This window comes from Nitrincola alkalilacustris, from assembly GCF_008973755.1.
Taxonomy (GTDB): Bacteria; Pseudomonadota; Gammaproteobacteria; order Pseudomonadales; family Balneatricaceae; genus Nitrincola; species Nitrincola alkalilacustris.
Genome location: NZ_WBOM01000002.1, coordinates 41,770 through 59,737, shown reverse-complemented (window position 1 = coordinate 59,737; position 17,968 = coordinate 41,770). Strand labels below are relative to the sequence as shown.

The 17,968-nt window shown below is 54.2% G+C and carries 14 protein-coding genes; 7 read left to right on the top strand and 7 right to left on the bottom strand.

What is annotated here, in order from left to right:
- Nucleotides 1-34: 34 nt before the first annotated feature.
- The 3 genes from F7R27_RS03090 to F7R27_RS03080 all read right to left on the bottom strand — a co-directional run bounded on the left by F7R27_RS03090 (nt 35) and on the right by F7R27_RS03080 (nt 4,037).
- Entirely contained in the window at nt 35-1,738 is a 1,704-nt protein-coding gene (locus tag F7R27_RS03090; protein ID WP_151702776.1) for a putative 2-aminoethylphosphonate ABC transporter permease subunit, read from the bottom strand.
- Nucleotide 1,739: 1 nt separating this feature from the next.
- Nucleotides 1,740-2,885: a putative 2-aminoethylphosphonate ABC transporter ATP-binding protein gene (locus F7R27_RS03085; protein WP_476739162.1), complete on the bottom strand. Its 1,146-nt coding sequence runs from the start codon at nt 2,883-2,885 to the stop codon at nt 1,740-1,742.
- Nucleotides 2,886-3,002: 117 nt separating this feature from the next.
- Entirely contained in the window at nt 3,003-4,037 is a 1,035-nt protein-coding gene (locus tag F7R27_RS03080; RefSeq protein WP_240776197.1) for a putative 2-aminoethylphosphonate ABC transporter substrate-binding protein, read from the bottom strand.
- 230 nt (nt 4,038-4,267) lie between these two features.
- Between F7R27_RS03080 and F7R27_RS03075 the strand changes: the two genes are divergently transcribed.
- From F7R27_RS03075 to F7R27_RS03050, 6 genes are all read left to right on the top strand, one after another.
- Nucleotides 4,268-5,203: a CysB family HTH-type transcriptional regulator gene (locus F7R27_RS03075; RefSeq protein ID WP_151702775.1), complete on the top strand. Its 936-nt coding sequence runs from the start codon at nt 4,268-4,270 to the stop codon at nt 5,201-5,203.
- 120 nt (nt 5,204-5,323) lie between these two features.
- Nucleotides 5,324-6,358: a sulfate ABC transporter substrate-binding protein gene (locus F7R27_RS03070; protein ID WP_151702774.1), complete on the top strand. Its 1,035-nt coding sequence runs from the start codon at nt 5,324-5,326 to the stop codon at nt 6,356-6,358.
- 46 nt (nt 6,359-6,404) lie between these two features.
- Nucleotides 6,405-7,241, top strand: coding sequence for a sulfate ABC transporter permease subunit CysT (cysT, locus tag F7R27_RS03065; RefSeq protein ID WP_151702773.1), 837 nt, complete (start codon nt 6,405-6,407; stop codon nt 7,239-7,241).
- Between the two features lie 9 nt (nt 7,242-7,250).
- Complete coding sequence (cysW, locus tag F7R27_RS03060; RefSeq protein WP_151702772.1) at nt 7,251-8,135, top strand: sulfate ABC transporter permease subunit CysW; 885 nt, start codon at nt 7,251-7,253, stop codon at nt 8,133-8,135.
- A gap of 15 nt (nt 8,136-8,150) precedes the next feature.
- Nucleotides 8,151-9,215, top strand: a complete 1,065-nt coding sequence (locus F7R27_RS03055) for a sulfate/molybdate ABC transporter ATP-binding protein (protein ID WP_151702771.1) — start codon at nt 8,151-8,153, stop codon at nt 9,213-9,215.
- A gap of 92 nt (nt 9,216-9,307) precedes the next feature.
- Nucleotides 9,308-10,201 carry an EAL domain-containing protein gene (locus F7R27_RS03050; protein ID WP_151702770.1) on the top strand — a complete coding sequence of 298 codons (894 nt, stop codon included), beginning with the start codon at nt 9,308-9,310 and terminating at the stop codon, nt 10,199-10,201.
- Between the two features lie 82 nt (nt 10,202-10,283).
- Here the strand turns inward: F7R27_RS03050 and F7R27_RS03040 are convergent, their stop codons facing one another.
- From F7R27_RS03040 to F7R27_RS03025, 4 genes are all read right to left on the bottom strand, one after another.
- The gene (locus F7R27_RS03040; protein ID WP_151702769.1) at nt 10,284-11,012 is read right to left on the bottom strand and encodes a UTRA domain-containing protein; all 729 of its coding nucleotides are present in this window, start codon (nt 11,010-11,012) and stop codon (nt 10,284-10,286) included.
- A 10-nt stretch (nt 11,013-11,022) separates the two neighbouring features.
- Complete coding sequence (locus tag F7R27_RS03035; RefSeq protein ID WP_151702768.1) at nt 11,023-11,703, bottom strand: hypothetical protein; 681 nt, start codon at nt 11,701-11,703, stop codon at nt 11,023-11,025.
- A gap of 176 nt (nt 11,704-11,879) precedes the next feature.
- Nucleotides 11,880-12,857: an alpha-E domain-containing protein gene (locus F7R27_RS03030; protein WP_151702767.1), complete on the bottom strand. Its 978-nt coding sequence runs from the start codon at nt 12,855-12,857 to the stop codon at nt 11,880-11,882.
- Between the two features lie 3 nt (nt 12,858-12,860).
- Nucleotides 12,861-14,315: a circularly permuted type 2 ATP-grasp protein gene (locus F7R27_RS03025; protein WP_151702766.1), complete on the bottom strand. Its 1,455-nt coding sequence runs from the start codon at nt 14,313-14,315 to the stop codon at nt 12,861-12,863.
- Nucleotides 14,316-14,640: 325 nt separating this feature from the next.
- On the opposite strand from F7R27_RS03025, the gene F7R27_RS03020 reads away from it, so the two are divergent.
- Entirely contained in the window at nt 14,641-17,958 is a 3,318-nt protein-coding gene (locus tag F7R27_RS03020; protein WP_151702765.1) for a transglutaminase family protein, read from the top strand.
- Nucleotides 17,959-17,968 lie beyond the last annotated feature (10 nt).

Sequence of the window (17,968 nt, the reverse complement as noted above, 5' to 3'; positions counted from 1 at the left end):
GGGCAGACACCCCAGGGATGCCTGCCCTTTAACGTCAACGCTGTCGCCAGGACTGTGCCTTTCGCAACAGCAACCAACTCAAGCCAGCATGCAACAGCTTCACCACTAATGAGGTCAGCAGAATAAGCACTGCCATCGCCGCCGCACTGGCAAAATAGCCCGCCTCATCCAGATGCAGTACCGAAACTGACGCTAGACGCGTGTCCGGGCCATACAGGAAGATCACCGCAGATACTGTCGTCATCGCATTGACGAACAGATAGACCGATATATCCAGCACTGCCGGCAAGGACACAGGCAGGGTCACGCGGGTATAGGTAGTCCAGAACGGCACCTTGAGTGATGATCCAACAGATTCAAACTCGGGATCCAGCTGTTTCAGTGCCGTCATGGAGGTCAGATGACAGACGGTATAGAAATGTATCAGTGTATTCAGTACCAGAATGGTCAGCGTGCCGTAGATGACGTTCAGCGGATTATCCGGGTGATTGAAGAAAAAGATATAGGCCAGACCCAGCACCATGCCGGGTACCGCCATCGGCAGAATGGCAAACAGGTGCACCAGTTGACGCAACCAGCCGAAATCCCGACTTTTCTCAACCAGCCAGGCATTAGTGAAGATCACCAGGGTGCCGATCACCGCCACGCTGAAGGCCATTTTCAACGAGTTGAACCAGGACTCCCAACCGCTGCCGCCAAGTCCGTCAAACTGATAGTGACGCAGAGTAAAGCTGAGGTTATAGGGCCAGAAATGGATGAAAGAGGCATAGATTGCCGTACCGATCACCAGCAGAATCATACCGGCAATGGCATAGCAGAAGAGTGCCAGCATCCAGTCTCGCAATGGGCTGGGGGATGGCTGGTAGGGAACTGCACGAGATGAGAGCTGTGCCGTCTGACGGCGCTGCACCCAGCGATCAGCAATAAAGGTAAAGAGCGCTGGCAGCAGCAGAATCACACTGACCACTGCACCCATCTGAAAATTCTGCTGCCCTACTACCTGCTTATATATGTCGGTCGCAAGCAGGTTGTACTGCCCGCCGATCACCTTGGGCACTCCGAAGTCAGTGATCGTCAGCGTAAACACCACAAATGCGCAGGAGATCAGGCCATAACGGATACCTGGCAGAGTGATGGTAAGAAAGGTGCGCCACTGTGGCGTTTTCATCGCCCGTGCTGCTTCATACATGCGCGCATCGCTGGTCGACAACGCCGTAACCAGAATCATCAGAGCGTGCGGAAAGACCCAGAAACACATCCCCAACACGATCCCGATCGGACCATAGATACTGCTGTCCTGCAGAAGACCTTTCAGATAGCCCTGATTGCCGAACATATACACCAGACTGATCGCAGGGAGCAGCGAAGGAGCCAGAATTGGCAGCAGTGTGATCATGCGAAATAGCTTCTTGCCAGGCATGCAGGTGCGGGTCAGACCATAGGCGCTGACAAATGCCAGCCCCACCACAATCAGCGTACTGATAAGTGCGATTTTCAATGAGTTGAGAATCGATCCAGCCAGCGCCGGGGTGTCGAAATAGTGCCTGTAATTGGCCAGTCCGATAAACTCACCACTGCTGTTCTGCAGACTTTTCATCAGCATCGTGATCAGTGGCAACGCCAGGCCGATCAGCATCAACAGCAGTGCGGCCAACAGCGCCAGCAGTCGGATGGCGCTCTCTCCTCTCAACCATTGCAGTCTGCCGGGAGCGTACAGATAGCGTGTCGCAGCCTGCATCTCAATGCCCCTCATGTGCGTAGATACGATTCATGCTCTCTGGAAACTGCAAATAGACTCGTGAGCCGCGAGAAGCCTGAACCGAATCCAGCGCTGTCTGGCCGATATCCACCAGTACAGGTTGCTGCGCACCTTCCAATTGACAGTGCAGGCGCAGACAGGCACCGAGATACTCGATATATCTGACTTCTGCCGTAATCAGATCCGCCTCGTTCATCGCATTTACCGGTGTCAGCAACCGGATCTCTTCAGGACGGATTGCCAACAGTGCCACCGATCTGCCTGTCAGGTCGTGAGGCTGACAGCTCAGCAACTGCTTGCCCAGATGCACCGATTGGCGACTTTCAACCGTAACCTTCAGCAGATTCATACTGCCAACAAATGAAGCAACAAAAGGGCTGACCGGCTCGCGATAGATCTCCTGCGGCGTGCCTATCTGCTCGATACTGCCATGATTCATTACCACCACGCGATCGGCCATGGTCAGCGCCTCCTCCTGATCATGCGTCACCATGATGGTGGTCACACCCAGACGCTGCTGCAACGCCTTGATCTGCTGACGAAGATGCAGACGCACACGAGCATCCAATGCTGACAGAGGTTCATCCAGCAGCAACAGGCCCGGCTCGGTCGCCAATGCACGGGCCAATGCCACACGCTGCTGCTGACCACCGGAGAGTTGCGCCGGATACTTGCTACCCGAACCCTGCAGATCAATCAGCGCCAGCAACTCATTCACGCGCAGCTGAATCTGCTGTCGCTGACGACGCTGATTACGCAAACCATAGGCAATATTCTCTGCCACGCTCAGATTAGGAAAGAGCGCGTAGGACTGAAATACGATACCGAAATCCCGATCCTGCGGCGGTAACCAGGAGATGTCACGCCCCTGCTGGATAATACGTCCGCGGCTTTGCAGCTCCAGACCGGCAATGGCACGCAGCAAAGTAGTTTTACCGCAACCGGATGGACCCAGAAAGCAGACAAACTCACCTTCGCGGATCGACAGATCGATCGATTCCAGCGCAGTGAAATGACCGAAAGATTTGGAAAGGCCCTCAATGCGCAGACACTCGGGGGCAGACTGAAAAGCATCGGCATGTGCCATTGCGCGCTCCTCAGACAGGGTACGATTAGATAGATTCATGGGTGTAACCTGCAAGGCTGATAACGCCACCGCCCTCCCTGAGCTGGTGGCTGATCAATCATCAAAACGGAAAGCGGCAGGCGAGAAGCCTACCGCAGTGGAATCAGTGCGATGGGATCAACGCACTTCCGTTTTGCCATCATAGCGACGTGTCCATTCCTGCAGGATGCGGTCGCGGTTGACTGCAGCCCAGCTGAAGTCGTTGTCGATCATGCGCTCGACGATATCGGCAGGATAGTTTTCGATAGGCTTGGCGACACCCGGCATCGCTACTACCGCGTAACCTTCGTTATAAAGCTCATTGGCATCCTGGCTCACCGCCCAGTCCATCAGAGTCTTGGCCGCTTCAAGGTTCTGTGTACCCTTGACTATCGCTGCCGCTTCCATATCCCAACCCAGCCCTTCGCTCGGGAATACCACCTCAATAGGAGCACCCTGAGACTTCAGACGCGCAGCGCGAAAAGCAAAGGAGACGCCGACCACCGCTTCACCTGAACCCGCCAGATTGCAGGGTGCAGAACCAGAATGGGTATAGCGACTCACGTTGTTGTGCAGCTTGTCCATGAAATCCCAGGCTTTATCCTCGCCCCAGAGCTGCATCCAGCTGGCCACATCCAGATAACCGGTACCGGACGAGCTGGGGTTAGGCATGATCACATGACCTTCATACTCAGGGCGGGTCAGATCTTCCCAACTGGTCGGCATCGGCACGCCCTGACGCTCACCTTCGATGGTGTTGTAGCAGATCGCGGCCACCCAGGCATCCATACCTACCCAGGCAGGTGTTTCATTGTTATCGACAAATTTAGGATCGAGCTTTTCAACACCTTTGGGTGCATAAGGGTGCAGCATACCTTCATTATCAAGTAGAAGCAGGCTGGTCGCCGCAAGGCCCCAGATCACATCAGCACGTGGATTTTCCTTCTCGGCCATCAGACGTGCCGTCATGACACCGGTGGAGTCACGCACCCAGCGGATCTGAATATCAGGATGCGCCTGATTAAAGCGCGCCGCATATTTCTGCAGGTCATCGGACTCAACCGCCGTGTAGACGGTAAGTTCGGTAGCGGAAACAGCAGTGGATACCATCATGGCACTCGCGATCAGCGTCGTAGCTGTCATCATTCCGGCAAACAGGTTTGAGGCTTTCATCTTGTACTCCCAGGTCTAAGAGGGTCGATCAGTTGGTATAGACCAGAAGATACTAGTGAAATATGTCAGTGAGATGACGGTTTGTTGAATCCTTGATGAACACCCAAACCAGGAGAATGATTTCTAGGCTCTTAAGTCATTCGAACGATATGGATATCGAAATTTATTATTTATGGTTATATAAGATAAGGATTTATATTCTTTTAAGGAATTAAAAATCGAGATGCAATATGAATATTCAACAGCTGAAAATTGTGAGAGAGACAGCACGCCGACAGTTCAACCTCACGGCCGTGGCGGCAGCACTTTACACCTCACAATCCGGTGTCAGCAAACACTTGAGAGATCTGGAAGATGAGCTGGGCGTTGTGCTTTTCGAACGGCATGGCAAGCGCCTGCTGGGCTTGACTGAGCCGGGACAAGCCGTGCTCAGGTCGGTCGAGCGCATTCTGGCCGAGATGGATACTCTCAAGCAGACGGCACAGGAGTTCATCCAGAGCGACAACGGCACCCTGCGTATCGCCACTACACACACCCAGGCACGCTACGCCTTGCCAAAAGTGCTTCTGACGTTTCAGCAGCGCTTTCCGAAAGTCCGCCTGGAACTGCATCAGTGCAGCCCCAGTGAGATAGTTTCGCTGTTAAGAGGTGGCGAGGTCGATATCGGCATCGCCACGGAGGCCCTCATGTCCAGCAACGGCTCATTCATCTGTTTTCCGTATTACAGCTGGAATCACAGCCTGATCGTACCGGAGCAGCATCCATTAACCGCCATTACATCTCCTACGCTGGAAGAGATTGCCGCCTACCCTCTGATCACCTATCACGAGGGGTATACGGGGCGGCAGAACATTGATACTGCATTTCAGCAGGCGCAGCTGCAGCCTGAAATCACCATGACTGCAATCGATGCTGACGTAATCAAAACCTATGTGGAGCTGGGCCTCGGTGTCGGAATCATTGCCTCCATGGCATTTGATGAGCGCCGCGACCAGGGACTTAGCCTGATCAGCGGGAAGAACCTTTTTCAGGAGAGCACCACCTTCCTGGCGGTGCGAAGAAGTGGCTTCATGCGCAGCTATCTATATGATTTTATTAATTTATGCAACGAATCACTGACCCGTAGAGAGATAGATGATGCGCTGGCAGGTGAGTCGATCGTCTGAATCACTTATCACATATCAAGATAACAATTTCGTTTTTAATTTCTTTTTGAACTATAACGATCAACTTAATATAAAACTCAGACGACTCACACACTGAACTGAATGACTGGAGTACTACTGATGCCTTCTTTCGCTAAACCAATCAAGAAACTACTGCTGGCAACCGCCATCGGCCTGTCTGTCAGCCTGCCCAATGTTCAGGCAGAGTCAGTAAGCCTGCTGAACGTATCCTATGATCCGACCCGTGAATTTTATCGGGAATACAATGACTGGTTTGCAAATCACTGGAAGTCTGAAAAAAATCAGGCAGTTACCGTTCGTCAGTCACATGGCGGATCGGGCTCTCAGGCACGCTCTGTGATAGACGGTCTGGATGCCGATGTGGTGACCCTTGCACTGGCCTACGATGTCGATGCTTTGAGACAACGCGCCAACCTCATTCCGGAAAACTGGCAGGAGCGCCTGCCGGGTAACAGCTCACCCTATACCTCCACAATCGTTCTGCTGGTCCGTGCCGGCAATCCTAAAAACATCCTCGACTGGGACGATCTGGTACGTGACGATGTTGAAGTGATCACACCCAATCCGAAAACATCCGGCGGCGCCCGTTGGAACTATCTTGCTGCCTGGGGCTTTGCCCTGGAAAAATACGGCTCGGAAGAAAAGGCTTTCGAGTTTGTAGAGAAGATTTTTGAGAATGTACCTGTACTGGACCCCGCAGCACGTGGTGCCACTAATACCTTTGTTCAGCGCCGCATAGGGGATGTTTTCATCGCCTGGGAAAACGAAGCCTTCCTGTCGGTTGAACAACTGGGTCGTGGTGAGTATGAGATCGTTGTTCCATCAACCAGCATACTGGCAGAGCCACCTGTGACGGTTGTGGATGTCAATGTAGATCGTAAAGGGACTCGCGAAGTAGCGGAAGCCTATCTTGAAGCCCTCTATACCAATGACGCACAACGTCTCGCCGGAAAGCACTTCTACCGCCCATCCAATCCGGTGATTGCAGCAGAGTTCAGCGATCGCTTCCCTGAGGTGAACTTTTTCACGATCGATGAAGTATTCGGTGGCTGGGAAGTGGCGCAAAACGCGCACTTTAATGACGGCGGCCACTTCGACCGTATCCTTGAAAACATCGCCAACAAGCGACGCTAAGCCAATCGGCACAAGGATGTGCCACCTCATTCAGGAGCCATAACTCATGATCCACGCTGCCAGCCGCCAGCGCAATGTCATCCCGGGATTTACCCTGACCATGGGATTTTCCCTGTTGTATCTGACACTGCTGTTTCTCATCCCGGTAGGAGGTCTGTTGCTCTATACCTCACTGATGAGCTGGGAAGAGTTCTGGCGTGCGGTCAGTCATCCACAAGTGGTCGCATCCTATAAGCTCTCCTTTACCGCATCACTGATCGCTGCCAGCATCAATCTGGTGTTTGGGTTGTTGGTTGCCTGGGTGTTGGTGCGCTACCAGTTTCCTTTTAAGCGGATTGTGGATGCTCTGATCGATCTCCCCTTTGCACTTCCCACTGCCGTTGCTGGCATAGCACTGGTTACCCTCTACGCATCCACCGGCTGGGTTGGGCAGTACCTGAATCTGTTCGGCATTCGAATTGCCTACACACAACTGGGTGTCGTTCTGGCACTGACTTATATAGGCCTGCCTTTTGTCGTACGCACCGTCCAGCCCGTGCTGGAGGATTTTGAGGCAGAGCTCGAGGAAGCCTCCAGTGCGCTGGGTGCATCACGCCTGACAACCCTGTGCAGAGTGATTTTTCCCACGCTACTGCCTGCATTGCTTACCGGTTTCGCCTTGGCTTTTGCCCGCGCACTGGGTGAGTACGGATCCGTCGTGTTCATATCTGGCAACCTGCCCTATAAAACCGAGATCACACCATTGTTGATCGTCGCCAAGGCTGAACAGTATGACTACAACGGTGCCGCTGCTATCGGGACAGTAATGCTGCTCGCCGCTTTCGTTATGTTGCTGATCATTAACTTCCTGCAGTGGTGGTCCAGCCGCCGCTTTTCACACTGAGGGTGAATCATGAGTTCCACATCGACATCAGTCCCCCTGCTCTCCACCCCAGACCTGTCGCACACCTGGAAGCGTGCCACTGATGAGCCTGACTGGGTCCGACGCAGCCTGATCACTATCGCGCTGGTATTTCTCGGCCTGTTTCTGGTGCTACCGCTGGCGGTCGTGCTCTATAGCGCCTTTGAGCAGGGACTGGGTGTCTGGTATGCCGCCATCACTGAACCGGATGCGGCAGCCTCAATTCGTCTGACACTGCTGGTTGTGGTATTCGTCGTTCCGATCAACGTCATTTTCGGGGTAGCGGTAGCCTGGGCAATCACAAAATTTGAGTTTCCAGGCAAACCCTTACTGCTCGCGATAATCGATATGCCCTTTGCCATATCGCCAGTCGTCGTGGGTCTGATCTTCGTTATTCTATTTGGCTCTCAAGGTTGGCTGGGCAACTGGTTGAGCGCTCATGACATGCGCATCATTTTTGCTGTTCCCGGCATCATTATCGTGATTGCCTTCGGCACCTTGCCATTCGTGGCACGAGAGCTGATACCGCTGATGCAACAGCAGGGCAAACAGGAGGAGGAAGCATCACTGACACTGGGCGCCAGCGGTTGGAAGACCTTCTGGTATGTCACCCTGCCCAATATCAAATGGGGTTTGATCTACGGTGTGATTCTCTGTAATGCACGAGCGATGGGCGAGTTTGGTGCCGTTGCCATAGTGTCCGGACGCATTCGCGGCGAAACCAACACCATGCCGCTGCACATTGAAGTGCTGTACAACGAATACATGTTTACCGCGGCCTTTGCTGTCTCGTCCATTCTGACCGGGCTGGCACTGGTGACGATCGCCATCAAGAGCACCGTCGAGTGGTTTGAAAGCCGCCATAATGCTGAATAACAGGAACCAAGACTCATGAGCATTCGCATCCATCAGATCAACAAGCGCTTCAAAGATTTTGTTGCGGTCGACAATGTGACCCTTGAGTTGCCTGAGGGTGAACTCACCGCCCTGCTCGGCCCTTCGGGCTCAGGAAAAACCACGCTGTTGCGGATCATCGCCGGCCTGGAGCAACCTGACTCGGGCCGGATCGAGTTTTATGGTGAAGATGCCACCCATCAGCATGTCAGTGATCGCGGTGTCGGATTTGTTTTCCAGCACTATGCCCTGTTCAAACATATGACAGTCTATGAAAATGTCGCCTATGGTCTGACAGTAAAGCCACGCCGCTTTCGCCCCAGCAAGGACGAGATCCGCAAAAAGGTGATGAGGCTGCTCGAACTCGTGCAACTGGACTGGACGGCTCACCGCTACCCCTCCCAGCTTTCCGGCGGGCAGCGCCAGCGCATTGCGCTGGCCCGGGCACTGGCAGTGGAGCCCAAGGTTCTGCTGCTGGATGAGCCATTCGGGGCACTCGATGCCAAAGTGCGAGCCGAACTGCGTCGCTGGTTGCGCCGTCTGCACGATGAGATCCACGTCACCAGCGTATTTGTGACTCATGATCAGGAAGAAGCGCTCGAAGTATCTGATCGCGTCGTGGTAATGAATCAGGGTCGGGTAGAGCAGGAGGGCACCCCTGAAGAGGTCTACGACCACCCTGCCAACCCCTTCGTGTATCAATTCTTGGGTAATGTAAACAGGTTCCATACCCATATTGAAAGTGGTCATGCACGGATTGGTAATCTCTCTATACCTGCTCCTGAACTCACCGATGTCGATCAGAAGTCGGGACTTACCTATATCCGCCCACATGACTTTGAAGTTCTGGCAGAGAAAAGTGCTGAGAATGCTATTCACGCTGTTATCGAGACGGTTCTGGTGGTCGGGCCAACCGTCCGCCTTGAACTACGAACCGACTCAGCCGACGAGTTGATACATGTTGAGTTGCCCAAGCATCGCTTTCGTGAACTGGGGCTGTTACAGGGTGATGATGCCTGGTTAAAACCGCTCAACAGTCGGATATTCCTGGCCAGTGCCTGATTATTATTACTGACGAGGTCTTTATGATTCTTCGAATGTGTTGTCGCAACCAACAGTATGTTTTCTAAATTTAATTCATTCGGAGCACAGTCATGCCACTTACATATGTTGTAAATCACCTCAACAGGCTACTTGAAGAGATTCACCCGGAATCAAAACTTCATCAGGTCAGTGAACTTCGTTTTCAAGACGGAAAGATCAGTGCCGCTATCGGTGAACTACACCTTTATCCACATCAGGTTCCTGTTTTCGACGTCCGTACTGCACGCATTGTCGCCTACGATACCGCACTACTGATCCGCAACCCTGCCGGCGAGGAGATCAAGCCATCCTTGCTCTATTTGCAGACCTGGGATGCGGCGGATATCGTGTTCCTCGACCGTTTTCTCAGATCCTTGCATGCCCTGCACCATATTAGCCTTGAACATGAAAAACCCGGTTTGTTGATTTTGGATGTCCATCTGCGCCATATAAGCGCAGTACCCAACCAGCACGGGCAGGTCTTTGAGCAGCTTCTCAGCGCCCTCGGGTTGAGCCCGCAGGATATAGTTCTCAGACATGAAGTGGATAGGAGCAGCATCAGTGAGCACGCTATTCAGGCAATCAACAGCTTTTCCAGTAGAGGCTATACATTGCTGGCCTCCCTGAAAGATCTGGATGAGGAAAGCCTGCTATCAATTCATTCAGCAGGATTCAACTGGGCTGCACTGGATACCCTGCGGCCGTCACACTACTCCACCACGGCCCACCTAATGGCCAGTACCAAACTCTGGCAGATCAAAGCACATGCGCTGGGTCTGCAAACACTCACATCAACCCTGTCAACCAACGATGACCTGAACTTGGCATTGAACACCGGTTTTACAATGATAGCGGGTCGCCTGCTGTCTCCGGATATTCCGCATAAGGCAGAGTATATGAGCGTGATAGGTAAACTGCTGCAAAACAGATTACTGACAAACCCAGACGTCAGTCTTGGAGTATAAGGGATATCAGGATGAGCCAGAACAGCACCACGTTTCTTATTTTACCCGGTTGGAAAGGCTCAGGCCCAGATCACTGGCAGTCCTAGCAAGCAGAATCATCATCTGAGTGAGTACTGATGCCGATCCGCAGCACATCATGCAGCCAGTACTCCTCATCATACTCCAGTGTTCTGCCATCGGCTGTACGACTGATACGAGTGATATGCAGCCCCGGACAGCCACTGTTGACCTCCAGCGCATCGGCAAACTCGCCGGTCAGGGCCGTGGGGATAATGGAGATGCTTTTATCGGTCAGTTCAATGCCATACTTATGCGCAAACAGCTGCCAGAGAGAGAGATCGAAGCGTTCCTTCTCAAGATCCGGCAGATACTGTGCATTCAGCCAGATACGCTCAACCAGCACCAGACGCTCATCCGCATAGCGCCGCCGACGCAGGCAGTAGACCGGGTCACCTGGAAGCAACTCCAATGCTGCGGCCACTGAGACAGACGCCACAGCATGCTCAAACCCCAGCACCTGTGTCATGGGAGTACGTCCCTGCGCCGTGACATAGCGAGTGAAACTGACATCCTTGACTGGTTCGTAATTGAGTCTGGCGGGCGATACAAACCAGCCACGCCGGTTACTGCGATAGATCTGCCCTTCGCTCTCCAGTTGTGCCAGTGCCTGACGCAATGTCACCCGGGTAGTGCTGAAACGTTCCGCCAGCTCACGCTCTGCCGGCAGACGTGAACTGGCAGGTAGTTCGCCAGTCTTAATCAGCATGACCAGCCTGTCACGCAGTTGCAGATAAAAAGGAAGTTCAGACATCAGACATCCATCATTGAGATTCAGCTGTCGCTGCATGCTCATCCCGGTCCGTCATGACCGGCAATTGATCCATCTGCTTCATGGTGCGCTGCTCACGATAGTAGTGCAATGCACCCCAGGCGATCAGGATATAACCGAGCAGTTCGGTGCCTTCCTGAACTGAGTTCTTGATCAGTGCCGTGTAGCTGACATCATCAAGCACCATTTCCCAGAGCGTACCCGTGCCGAATACCCGGCTGAAAAACAGCACGATCACAAGCCCGATCAGAATATAGTGGAAAGCAACAGAGGTCGTGGCCTTTGCCATCGGCGACACGACACTGTGCCTGAATATCGCCGCGAGCAACAGGCTCAACAGAACGATGACAGACACTATGTATTTCCAGAACCCATGCTGAATGGAGTCAAACATGAAATCCAGTTCCCGGATCAGCATGCAGAGGAAGAAGCCCGCCACAAGAGTGGAAAACCCACGACTCTGCGGCCGCTTGAATACCAACAGCGCGAAGAAGCCGAAGCTCAGCAGCAGTAAAATTTCCTGTGAAATCTCTGTGATGCCATGCTCAGGCATGCCATGCCCGATCACGACAACATCCAGAATGACCGCCATTGGCACCCACAACACTGCAGCAACAAGCAGAAAAAATCGTATGAAAGCACGGTATATCAAACGGGTATCGGATTTTTGCATGATCCTGAATCTCAAACATTAACTAAGAAATACCTTCCCTGGGGGTCGATCAGGTCAGTGAACACTGAGAGTGACTGAAAATGGGAGATGGTTGACGAAGGATTGTAACAGAATGGACAGGATCTGAGCAGCCATCCGACAGCTCAGATCATCGGGTTATTGAATGCTAATCGACCTCAGCTTTGCTCCTGACGCATCACCGGTTGCGCCTGAGGGTCCTCGCGGAAGGCAAACCAGCTCTGCCGGATAGCATCATGCAGATTGATGATATCCAACTGTATCTCATCTACAAAATGGTGCAACAGATCCGGTTCGGCCGCCAGTTTGAAGACCTGCGCATTTAAGATCCTCTCACGACAGCGTTCCAGCTCAGCGATCGCCTGATCATGTCGAGGCAAGGTATCCAGCTCTTTTGCAAGACGGTCCAGACTGCAGGCGATGGCGCGCGGGAATCGCCTGTCCTGCAGCAGAAAGCGCAGTACATCCGGCCCACGCACGCGCAGGCGTACATGCTGGCGATACATCTGGAATCCGGTCAGGGATTTCAGAACACTCATCCATTGCAGGTTTTCGAAAGGCGTCAGCTCTTCCGGTGAGCGCGGCAGCAGGTTAGCCGAGCGTACATCGATGATACGGGTGGTCATATCGGCCCGCTCCAGCAAGCGCCCCATCATCAGAAAGGTTCTGACCTGGGTGTAGCTGAGCGTCCCTTCAATCAACCCCGTGACCGTCTCACAACTGCGAATTACCCGTTTCAGCAGAAGCTCGATATTCCGCGGAGTGACGCCAGACTCGACCATGACATTGATATTCAGGTAGAGCTGATTCACCTCCTCCCAGATCTCACGCGGCATCACATCCCGCGTCGTACGCAGATTTTCTCTGGCACCAGCCAGCGACGAGATGATGGAGCCGTGATAACGTCGATCAGCGCAGAGAAAATTCAGCACACTGGCCTCATCACTGCGCGTATAGTGCTCATTGAACAGTTCACCACTGCCGGTGATGTCCACCAGCGAGGACCAGCCCAGTGTGGTACTGCGCGGCAGATCCAGCAGCAGGTGAGTATTCACACTGATCAAACGTGCCGTATCTTCGGCTCTTTCGAGGTAACGGGCCATCCAGTAAATATTTTCAGCAACACGTGACAACATGGCTTATTCCCCTTTCATATCCACTATCCAGGTATCCTTGCTGCCGCCACCCTGCGAAGAGTTGACCACCAGTGATCCCTTGTTCATCGCCACACGGGTCATACCGCCTGTGGTCACATAGATACCCTCTCCCGACAGCACAAAGGGCCGCAGATCCACATGACGTGGCTCCATCTCGCGATCACAGAGGGTTGGCGATGTGGACAGATTCAGCGTCGGCTGTGCCATGTAGTTGCGCGGGTCAGCCTTGATCAGTTCCGCAAAGGCCTTGCGCTCCTTTTTGCTGGCGTGAGGCCCGATAAGCATGCCGTAACCACCGGACTCATTGGCGGGTTTGACCACCAGTTCGTGCAGGTGATCAAGCACATATTCACGATCCTTCTCATACATGCACAGATAGCTCGGCACATTCGCCAGTAAAGGCTCCTGATCCAGATAATAGCGGATAATGGCCGGTACAAAGGTGTATACCACCTTATCATCCGCCACGCCGGCACCTGGGGCATTCACCAGTGCCACATTGCCCTTGCGCCAGGCCCGCATCAGACCCGGCACCCCAAGCAGAGACTCTTTGTTGAACACTTCAGGATCGAGGAACATATCATCCACACGCCGGTAGATAACATCCACACGCTGCAGGCCATCGACTGTGCGCATATAGACACACTCATCATCAGCCACCAGCAGATCACTGCCCTCAACCAGTTGAACCCCCATCTGCTGCGCCAGATAGGCATGCTCGAAGTATGCCGAGTTATAGATCCCCGGCGTCAGTATCACAATCTGCGGATCATCGCCCGGGCGAGGCGACATGGACGCCAGCATCTCATAAAGCTGCGAGGTGTAGTCGTCAACCGGCTGAATACGGCCCGTAGCAAAGAAGTCCGGCAGCACACGCTTGGTGACGTTACGGTTCTCCAGCATGTAGGACACACCCGAGGGCACCCTGAGATTATCCTCAAGTACAAAAAGGGTACCTTCCACATCGCGCACGATATCGCTGCCGCAAATATGCGCCCAGATATTGTGTCTGGGCGAAACGCCGACACACTGGGGGCGGAAGTTGGCCGACTGCGCCAGAATCTCAGCGGGCACGACTCCATCACGGATAATGCGCTGATCGTGATAGAGATCGTTGATGAACATATTCAGGGCCTGAACACGCTGCTTCAGCCCCGCTTCCGTGCGTTGCCACTCATCCAGCGGAATGATGCGTGGCACGATATCAAAAGGCAGGGCTCGATCTATCATTGAACCCTCACTGTAGACTGTGAAGGTGATCCCCATCACCTGTATCGCTATTTCGGCCGCTGACTTATGCTCTGCCAACTCATGCGCATCCAGTTCGGCCAGATATTCACATAGCGCTTTGGCCGCCGGGCGTGGCACTCCGGGTGCTGCCATCAACTCATCATATAAACCATTACATGCGTACTGTTTCCAATTTATTTTGCTCATAGTGCGCTATCCCAAGCCGAAAACTGTGTGGACCTGTGTTAGGGTTATTGCAATTGCTATACCAAAAACACAAACAGCACTGGTGCACTCTTTTTGTCACTCTGAGCCGGGATAATTGCACCGCAACAAGACAGGTACCGCTATCAGAGCGCACCACAAGAGTGCAAGAAAGTTGGTGTTGCGGCAAAAACCGCACCTCCCGTCGAATAAACATAGCCGATTGCGCCGCTATATGCCCGATTTTTGTTGTACAGCCGACTGGCATATCAATTGCTGTACCTCTATAACTGATTAACGGGTACGCCAACTCCCACAGGTGACAAGCATGACAATCCGCGTTGCATTGAAGCACTCCACACATTACGACTTTGATCGTCCAGTCAGTCTGTCGCCACATCTGGTCAGACTCAAACCGGCGCCTCACTGTCGTACCCACATCGAGGCTTACTCGATGAAGGTTTCGGGTGGCAAGTACTTCATCAACTGGCAACAGGACCCTTTCGGCAACCACCTGGCACGACTGGTATTTCCGGAAAAGATGCAGCATCTGCATATCGATGTAGAACTGATCGCGCCAGCAACCGTGATCAATCCCTTCGATTTTTTCCTGGAGGATTATGCCCAGCATTTCCCTTTCAGCTATCCTGAGTCCCTGAAGAAGGAGCTCGCCCCTTATCTGGAGGTTACCGAAAAGGGACCCTTGATGCAGGCCTGGGTTGATGCCGTCAGCCTGCAGGAGATGGCGACCGTGGATTTTCTGGTCGGCCTCAACCAACGACTTGAACAGGATGTGAACTATCTGCTGCGGATGGAGCCCGGGGTTCAGAGTGCCGAAGAAACACTTGAGCTGCAACAGGGCTCCTGTCGTGACTCCGCCTGGCTGCTGGTGCAGATTCTGCGACACCTGGGCCTAGCCTCCCGTTTTGTCTCAGGCTATATGGTCCAGCTCACCCCGGATACCATAGCGCTGGATGGGGCGCCAGGACCGGAGAAAGACTTTACCGACCTGCACGCCTGGACAGAGGTGTTCATTCCCGGTGCTGGCTGGATCGGGTTGGACCCGACATCCGGCCTGATGGCGGGTGAGGGGCATATTCCACTGGCAGCCACCCCCTCGCCGACCAGTGCAGCACCGATCAGCGGCACAACCGAGCCCTGCAAAGTGACATTCGACGTCAGCATGACCCTGACCCGCTTTCAGGAAGCTCCTCGCGTCACCAAACCTTATACCGATCACCAGTGGCAGGCGATCGATGCCCTCGGTGAGCAAGTAGAGGTGGCACTGACAAAGCAGGATCTGCGTCTGACCATGGGAGGCGAGCCCACGTTTGTCGCCATCGATGATATGGATGCACCCGAATGGACCACGGCAGCTTTCGGGCCCACCAAGCTGCAACGCGCTGAAACGCTACTCAAACGCATGCGCCAGCGCTTTGCCAGCCACAGCCTGGTACACTTCCAGCAGGGAAAATGGTATCCCGGTGAACCCCTGCCGCGCTGGGCACTGGCCTGCTATTGGCGCAAGGATAAGGTTCCGCTTTGGCAGGATGATCGCTGGCTGGCCGATATCGAACAGAGCTACAACCTGGGTATCACCGAGGCCGAACAGTTTGCCCGCGCACTGACGCAGGGCCTGGGTATTGCCGACAAACGTCTGCTGCCCTGCTACGAGGATGCCTACTATTATCTGTGGCTGGAGCGCACACAGTCTGTCGATCTGGATATCCGCCAGAGTGATCTGAAAGCGGATGAGGAGCGCGCGCGTCTGGCAAAACTACTGGAACGTGGACTGGATGAGGTCGCCGGCTACGCGCTGCCTCTGGCTCGCCATATCAGAAGCAAACGCTGGCAGTCCTGCGCCTGGCCGGTACGCCGCGACTATCTTTTCCTGGTGCCGGGTGATTCACCACTGGGCCTGCGCCTGCCCCTCTCCTCTTTGCCGACTCAGACAGCCGACACCCCTCACCCACGCTCCCTGTTCGAAACGCCTTCGGAACTGAGCGATATCTATGGTGAAGTTGCCAACCGTTTCAGCCACTGGCAGACGCTGGACAGCCAAAGTGGCTTCCATCATGAGCAACCGGGGCAGTGCTGGCAGGAGCAATCACTGGATGCTCAGGACGAAGCCGTTTTTCATACCGCCCTGTGCGTTGAACCACGTGACGGCAAGCTGTTTATCTTCCTGCCCCCGGTGGTTGAGCTGGAGGATTATATTGACCTCGTGGCTTCCATTGAGCACACCGCTGCTGCGCTGCAGATGCCGGTATGCATTGAGGGCTATGCCCCCCCTGCAGATTCACGCCTGGAGAAATTCCTGATCACACCCGACCCGGGCGTGATCGAAGTGAACATAATGCCCGGCAAAAACTGGCGCGAACTGGTGTCGCAAACCGAGGGGGTGTACGAGGATGCCCACCTGTCGCGTCTGGGCACCGAGAAGTTCATGCTCGACGGTCGCCATACCGGTACCGGTGGTGGCAACCACATTACATTAGGAGGCGCCACTCCGGCGGATTCACCCTTTCTGAGACGGCCCGACCTGCTGGCCAGCATGATCACCTACTGGCAGCATCACCCGAGTCTGTCCTATCTTTTTTCCGGCCTGTTTGTCGGGCCGACCAGTCAGGCACCCCGTATCGATGAAGCGCGGCATGAGGCGATCTACGAACTGGAGATCGCCCTGCAGCAGATGCCTGCCGGCGAGGTGACTGAGCCCTGGATTGTAGATCGCCTGCTGCGCCACCTGCTGACCGATATCACCGGCAATACGCATCGTGCCGAATTCTGTATCGACAAGCTCTACTCACCTGACTCACCAACCGGGCGTCTGGGGTTGCTGGAGCTCAGAGGCTTCGAGATGCCTCCTCATCCACGCATGAGCCTGATGCAACAGTTACTGATCAGAGCACTGGTGGCGCGATTTGCAGCCGCCCCTTACAGCAAACCACTGGTACGCTGGGGCACCGCCCTGCATGACCGCTGGGTGCTGCCGCACTTCATCTGGGAAGATCTGGTCGATATTCTCCAGGACCTCAGGCAGCATGGTTATGAGTTTGACCCCGAGTGGTTTACCCCCTTCTTTGAGTTCAGGTTCCCCGCCTATGGCGAGGTCAGCTATCAGCAGACCCGGCTGGAGCTGCGTCAGGCCATAGAGCCCTGGAATGTGCTGGGCGAAGAGGTCAGTGGCAGCGGCACGGCCCGCTATGTCGACTCCTCCGTGGAACGGTTGCAGGTTCTGGTCAGCGGTTATAATCCGGCCCGCCATGTCGTCACCTGTAATGGTCGCAAGGTGCCGCTGACAGGTACCGGACGCAGTAACGAAGCAGTGGCGGGCGTGCGCTACCGTGCCTGGCAGCCCTCCTCGGCCCTGCACCCACTGATCCCGGTTCATGCACCACTGGCATTTGATCTGATCGATACCTGGAACAACCGCTCACTCGGTGGCTGCACCTATCATGTGGTGCATCCGGCAGGTCGCAACTACGATACCTTCCCGATCAACGCCAATGAAGCGGAAGCTCGGCGATTGACGCGCTTCTGGACCGAAGGCCACAGTCATGACACTATCCATGTAGCACATGAAGAGGTGAGCTATGAGTATCCGCATACATTGGATCTTCGCCGCCCACCCGGCATGAGATAAACACTTGTAC

Coding starts and splice junctions, on each gene's coding strand:
- F7R27_RS03020 (WP_151702765.1), top strand. CDS start 14,641: ATGACAATCCGCGTTGCATTGAAGCACTCCACACATTACGACTTTGAT.
- F7R27_RS03030 (WP_151702767.1), bottom strand. CDS start 12,857: ATGTTGTCACGTGTTGCTGAAAATATTTACTGGATGGCCCGTTACCTC.
- F7R27_RS03025 (WP_151702766.1), bottom strand. CDS start 14,315: ATGAGCAAAATAAATTGGAAACAGTACGCATGTAATGGTTTATATGAT.
- F7R27_RS03035 (WP_151702768.1), bottom strand. CDS start 11,703: ATGCAAAAATCCGATACCCGTTTGATATACCGTGCTTTCATACGATTT.
- F7R27_RS03085 (WP_476739162.1), bottom strand. CDS start 2,885: ATGAATCTATCTAATCGTACCCTGTCTGAGGAGCGCGCAATGGCACAT.
- F7R27_RS03075 (WP_151702775.1), top strand. CDS start 4,268: ATGAATATTCAACAGCTGAAAATTGTGAGAGAGACAGCACGCCGACAG.
- cysT (WP_151702773.1), top strand. CDS start 6,405: ATGATCCACGCTGCCAGCCGCCAGCGCAATGTCATCCCGGGATTTACC.
- F7R27_RS03040 (WP_151702769.1), bottom strand. CDS start 11,012: ATGTCTGAACTTCCTTTTTATCTGCAACTGCGTGACAGGCTGGTCATG.
- F7R27_RS03070 (WP_151702774.1), top strand. CDS start 5,324: ATGCCTTCTTTCGCTAAACCAATCAAGAAACTACTGCTGGCAACCGCC.
- F7R27_RS03055 (WP_151702771.1), top strand. CDS start 8,151: ATGAGCATTCGCATCCATCAGATCAACAAGCGCTTCAAAGATTTTGTT.
- F7R27_RS03080 (WP_240776197.1), bottom strand. CDS start 4,037: ATGAAAGCCTCAAACCTGTTTGCCGGAATGATGACAGCTACGACGCTG.
- cysW (WP_151702772.1), top strand. CDS start 7,251: ATGAGTTCCACATCGACATCAGTCCCCCTGCTCTCCACCCCAGACCTG.
- F7R27_RS03050 (WP_151702770.1), top strand. CDS start 9,308: ATGCCACTTACATATGTTGTAAATCACCTCAACAGGCTACTTGAAGAG.
- F7R27_RS03090 (WP_151702776.1), bottom strand. CDS start 1,738: ATGCAGGCTGCGACACGCTATCTGTACGCTCCCGGCAGACTGCAATGG.